Consider the following 5975-nt stretch of genomic DNA (forward strand, 5'->3'; position numbering starts at 1 on the left):
TGGTTGCGGGAGTAGGATTTGAACCTACGACCTTCAGGTTATGAGCCTGACGAGCTACCGGGCTGCTCCATCCCGCGCCAAAAGACGCTACCTCAGGCCAGATAAGAAAAGGTCGGAGGTTGCGCATCGAAAGAGAGATATCCGAGGCGTTCGCAAACGCCTGCTGATAGACTTTATTAGGTTTGGCAGTGACCTACTCTCCCACACCTTAGGATGCAGTACCATCGGCGCAACAGCGCTTAACGGCCGGGTTCGGAATGGAGCCGGGTGGTTCGCTTGTGCTATGACCACCAAACCAAAAAAAGTCTATCAAATTTCCAAATCAAGTCATCTATTATGTGATGTATGCTCTTTGACCAGCAAGAAGCCTGGCTTCTACTGGATCAAATCAAGCCTATCGGACAATTAGTACCAGTCAACTGAATGCATTACTGCACTTACATCTCTGGCCTATCGACGAGGTGGTCTACCTCGGTCCTCAGGGATACCTTGTTTTGAGGGGGGCTTCCCGCTTAGATGCCTTCAGCGGTTATCCTGTCCGTTCATAGCTACCCAGCACTGCCGTTGGCACGACAACTGGTCCACCAGTGGAACGTTCACCCCGGTCCTCTCGTACTAGGGGCAACTCCTCTCAAGTATCCTACACCCACGGCAGATAGGGACCGAACTGTCTCACGACGTTCTAAACCCAGCTCACGTACCTCTTTAAACGGCGAACAGCCGTACCCTTGGGACCTGCTCCAGCCCCAGGATGAGATGAGCCGACATCGAGGTGCCAAACACTGCCGTCGATATGGACTCTTGGGCAGTATCAGCCTGTTATCCCCGGCGTACCTTTTATCCGTTGAGCGATGGCCCTCCCACTTGGGACCACCGGATCACTATGGCCGTCTTTCGACTCTGCTCGACTTGTCAGTCTTGCAGTCAGGCTGGCTTCTGCCATTGCACTCAACGAGCGATTTCCGACCGCTCTGAGCCAACCTTCGCGCGCCTCCGTTACGCTTTAGGAGGCGACCGCCCCAGTCAAACTACCCGCCACACAGGGTCCCGGATCCAGATAATGGACCGCGGTTAGACATCAAGCAGAGCAAGGGTGGTATCTCAAGGGAGGCTCCACGCAAACTGGCGTTCACGCTTCAAAGCCCACCACCTATCCTGCACATGCTCGGCCTAATGCCAATGTGAAGCTGTAGTAAAGGTGCACGGGGTCTTTCCGTCTAACCGCGGGAAGCCTGCATCTTGACAGGCAATTCAATTTCGCTGAGTCTATGTTGGAGACAGCGGGGAAGTCGTTACGCCATTCGTGCAGGTCGGAACTTACCCGACAAGGAATTTCGCTACCTTAGGACCGTTATAGTTACGGCCGCCGTTTACCTGGGCTTCAATTCAGAGCTCTCACCCCTCCTTTTAACCTTCAGGCACCGGGCAGGCGTCAGACCCTATACGTCGTCTTGCGACTTCGCAGAGCCCTGTGTTTTTAGTAAACAGTCGCCACCCCCTAGTTTGTGCCCCCAGCCTCTAGTTGCCTAGAAACCGGGCCTCCTTCTCGCGAACTTACGGAGGTATTTTGCCGAGTTCCTTCAACATAGTTCTCTCAAGCGCCTTGGTATTCTCTACCAGTCCACCTGTGTTGGTTTAGGGTACGGTCTGATGGAGGGCTATTTCCAGGAACCTGTTGGCTGCCCACCCAATCCAATAAGGGTGAACAACGTCTCAGATCCGTCACATCCTCCTGGCCCACGAATATTAACGTGGTTCCCATCGTCTACGCATTTCTGCCTCGACTTAGGGGCCGGCTTACCCTGCTCAGATTAGCTTTAAGCAGGAACCCTTGGACTTTCGGCGACAGGGTCTCTCACCCTGTTTGTCGCTACTCATGTCATCATTCTCACTAGTGATCTCTCCACGGGATCGCTCACACGCCCGCTTCACTGAAAGCTCCTTGCGTCCAACACCTTCCGAAGAAGGCTAAAGACGCATGGAACTATGTCACACTACGCTCCGCTACCATGCACTATGTGCATCCTCAGCTTCGGCTCATGGCTTGAGCCCCGTTACATCTTCGCCGCAGGACAACTTATTTAGACCAGTGAGCTGTTACGCTATCTTTAAAAGATGGCTGCTTCTAAGCCAACTTCCTGGTTGTTTTGGTCGTCCCACCTGCTTTCCCACTTAGCCATGAATTAGGGGCCTTAGCTGGAGGTCAGGGTTGTTTCCCTCTTCACTACGGACGTTAGCATCCGCAGTGTGTCTGCCATCTATTACTCCCGGGTATTCGGAGTTTGGTTAGGATCAGTAAGCCTGTGGGGCCCCATTACCCATCCAGTGCTCTACCCCCCGGGGTATTCGGATGACGCTCTACCTAAATAGATTTCGCGGAGAACCAGCTATCTCCGAGTTTGATTGGCCTTTCACCCCTAGGCACAACTCATCCCGACCTTTTTCAACAGGTGTGGGTTCGGACCTCCAGTAAGTGTTACCTTACCTTCATCCTGGTCATGCCTAGATCACTCGGTTTCGGGTCTGATCCATCTAACTCATTCGCCCTATTAAGACTCGCTTTCGCTGCGCCTACACCTAACGGCTTAAGCTTGCTAGATAGACCAAGTCGATGACCCATTATACAAAAGGTACGCCGTCAGCTCTCAAGGAGCCTCCGACTGATTGTAGGCGTTCGGTTTCAGGTACTGTTTCACTCCCCTCGTCGGGGTGCTTTTCACCTTTCCCTCACGGTACTGGTTCACTATCGGTCAGTAAGGAGTACTTAGCCTTCGAAGGTGGTCCTCCGATCTTCAGACAGAATTTCACGTGTTCCGCCCTACTTAATACGTCCTATCGAGCTTCATTTACGGGACTGTCACCCACTATGGTTGGCCTTTCCAGACCATTCAATTCACTTTCAAGGCTCGGCTGGTCCCCGTTCGCTCGCCGCTACTAGGGGAGTATCAATTGATTTCCTTTCCTCCGGGTACTTAGATGTTTCAGTTCCCCGGGTTTGCTTTTATAAACCTATGTATTCAGTCTATAAATACCTGGTTCAGCCGCCTATAAATTGCCGAAGCAATTATAGAAAACTGTCAGGTGGGTTCCCCCATTCAGAAATCCATGGATCAAAGCTTATTCTCAGCTCCCCATGGCTTATCGCAGAGTATCACGTCTTTCATCGCCTCTTACTGCCAAGGCATTCACCAAACGCCCTTCTCGCGCTTGATTTGATCCAGAAAAAGACAGGCTTACGCCTCTCGCGACACCAAGCTGGTTCAAAGCAGGTGTCTTTATTCTGGGATCAAAAGCATACATTTCCCGCCAGACCTATAAGGTCTGACAAAGACAACATTCCTGTATGACGGGAATGCGTCTCAGCTCAAGACCGTGCGATCTTGAGCTTGGTTAGTGTACTTGACTTGGACAACGCTGTCTTTTTCAGGCTGGCAGACTTTAGAACTGATCGAGGAAACAATCTTGCCTAAAGCTCGCCCCGAAGGGCACCAATCCGAGGTGATCCGCTTACTCGCAGTCACCAACAGTGTTGATTTTGATATCTCTCTATACGATGTCAAACGAAGCTTCCGAAGAAACAACGCTATGTCGTCCGATTGGACGGCTAAACACTCTGAAGTGCTTAGCGATTCAATCGAAAACCTTTGGTGGAGCCTAGGAGGATCGAACTCCTGACCTCCTGAATGCAAATCAGGCGCTCTCCCAGCTGAGCTAAGGCCCCAAGAGGTAAACGCTTTCGGGACATTCTGCTGCGCAAAATACCCTTCCGCGACCTGATCTTCTGCAAGCAAAAGACAGGCTGGTGGGTCGAGGAGGACTTGAACCTCCGACCTCACGCTTATCAGGCGTGCGCTCTAACCACCTGAGCTACCGACCCATACAGGCCGGTAGGCCTGAAACAATGTTCTGAAGAGATATGAGGACGGCCTGGTCCGGTGCGAGACACATAAGTGTCTCTTTATGTCACTAAGTGACTGCTAAGTGTTCGTCGATATCAAGCAAGCTCAATATGCCAGAACATCCTTAGAAAGGAGGTGATCCAGCCGCAGGTTCCCCTACGGCTACCTTGTTACGACTTCACCCCAGTCGCTGATCCTACCGTGGTCCGCTGCCTCCTCGAAAGGTTAGCGCACGGCCGTCGGGTAGAACCAACTCCCATGGTGTGACGGGCGGTGTGTACAAGGCCCGGGAACGTATTCACCGCGTCATGCTGTTACGCGATTACTAGCGATTCCGACTTCATGGGGTCGAGTTGCAGACCCCAATCCGAACTGAGATGCATTTTGGAGATTAACTCACTGTATGCACCATTGTAGCACGTGTGTAGCCCAACCCGTAAGGGCCATGAGGACTTGACGTCATCCACACCTTCCTCCCGCTTATCACGGGCAGTTTCCATAGAGTGCCCAGCCGAACTGCTGGCAACTAGGGATGTGGGTTGCGCTCGTTGCCGGACTTAACCGAACATCTCACGACACGAGCTGACGACAGCCATGCAGCACCTGTCACTGCGTCCCCGAAGGGAACCATAGATCTCTCTATGTGGCACAGGATGTCAAGGGTTGGTAAGGTTCTGCGCGTTGCTTCGAATTAAACCACATGCTCCACCGCTTGTGCGGGCCCCCGTCAATTCCTTTGAGTTTTAATCTTGCGACCGTACTCCCCAGGCGGAATGCTTAATCCGTTAGGTGTGTCACCGAACAGTATACTGCCCGACGACTGGCATTCATCGTTTACGGTGTGGACTACCAGGGTATCTAATCCTGTTTGCTCCCCACACTTTCGTACCTCAGCGTCAGTATCGAGCCAGTGAGCCGCCTTCGCCACTGGTGTTCCTCCAAATATCTACGAATTTCACCTCTACACTTGGAATTCCACTCACCTCTCTCGAACTCAAGACTAGCAGTATCAAAGGCAGTTCCAGGGTTGAGCCCTGGGATTTCACCTCTGACTGACTAATCCGCCTACGTACGCTTTACGCCCAGTAATTCCGAACAACGCTAACCCCCTCCGTATTACCGCGGCTGCTGGCACGGAGTTAGCCGGGGTTTCTTTACCAGATACTGTCATTATCATCTCTGGCGAAAGTGCTTTACGACCCTAAGGCCTTCATCACACACGCGGCATGGCTAGATCAGGCTTGCGCCCATTGTCTAAGATTCCCCACTGCTGCCTCCCGTAGGAGTCTGGGCCGTGTCTCAGTCCCAGTGTTGCTGATCATCCTCTAAAACCAGCTATAGATCGTAGACTTGGTAGGCCATTACCCCACCAACTATCTAATCTAACGCGGGCCGATCCAAATCCGATAAATCTTTCCCCCGAAGGGCGTATAAGGTATTACTCTCAGTTTCCCGAGGCTATTCCTTAGATCTGGGTACGTTCCCACGCGTTACTAACCCGTCCGCCGCTCGCCCCGAAGGGTGCGCTCGACTTGCATGTGTTAGGCCTGCCGCCAGCGTTCGTTCTGAGCCAGGATCAAACTCTCAAGTTGAAATGTGATTGCTCACATATCCTTGACGTCGAACCTCTGCACATCATCACCAAATGACCTTACTGAAATCATTTGGCGTTTTCATTGTTTGAAGTGCTTGCAGTTACCAAAGTAACCAGAAGCCGTCCAAACAGTGAAGCTGACTATCCATCATCGCTCAGGCCGAAGCCCTCGCTAGGTAGTTGATATGAAGAGGTTGATCCATCGAATGAACCAAACCGCCCACATATCTCTTCAGTTATTATCAATTTCAAAGAGCGCGGGATCAAAGACCCCAGAGACAAAAGTGACTGGATGCGCTGTATCTTACTAGCGCGCCCCGCCTCATTTACCTCAATGTTCGTTCGCCTCAGTCCCTCAAGAGCACCGCTCCCCAAGTCCGTCTGGCCTCCCGTTGTGCGCCTCAGCGCCGCCGGTGAAGTGGGTTCTAAGGTTAGTAGCCAATACCCGCAACCCCTTTTTTCATAAATCTGTCTTTTTTTTA

At 52.1% G+C, this 5975-nt stretch carries 3 tRNA genes and 3 rRNA genes; all 6 read right to left on the reverse strand.

The features are described 5' to 3' along the window. Window positions 1-77: transfer RNA gene (locus OE750_RS18055), tRNA-Met, on the reverse strand. Between the two features lie 103 nt (window positions 78-180). After that, a 5S ribosomal RNA gene (gene rrf / locus OE750_RS18060) occupies window positions 181-295 on the reverse strand. A gap of 89 nt (window positions 296-384) precedes the next feature. Continuing rightward, a 23S ribosomal RNA gene (locus OE750_RS18065) occupies window positions 385-3213 on the reverse strand. Between the two features lie 432 nt (window positions 3214-3645). Further along, window positions 3646-3721: transfer RNA gene (locus tag OE750_RS18070), tRNA-Ala, on the reverse strand. 79 nt (window positions 3722-3800) lie between these two features. Next, window positions 3801-3877, reverse strand: a tRNA-Ile gene (locus tag OE750_RS18075). Between the two features lie 150 nt (window positions 3878-4027). Beyond that, window positions 4028-5491: ribosomal RNA gene (locus OE750_RS18080) — 16S ribosomal RNA — on the reverse strand. The 16S, 23S and 5S rRNA genes sit together here with 3 tRNA genes alongside, the layout of an rRNA operon. Between the last annotated feature and the right edge of the window lie 484 nt (window positions 5492-5975).

It is taken from the genome of Lentibacter sp. XHP0401 (genome assembly GCF_025751535.1).
GTDB lineage: Bacteria > Pseudomonadota > Alphaproteobacteria > Rhodobacterales > Rhodobacteraceae > Lentibacter.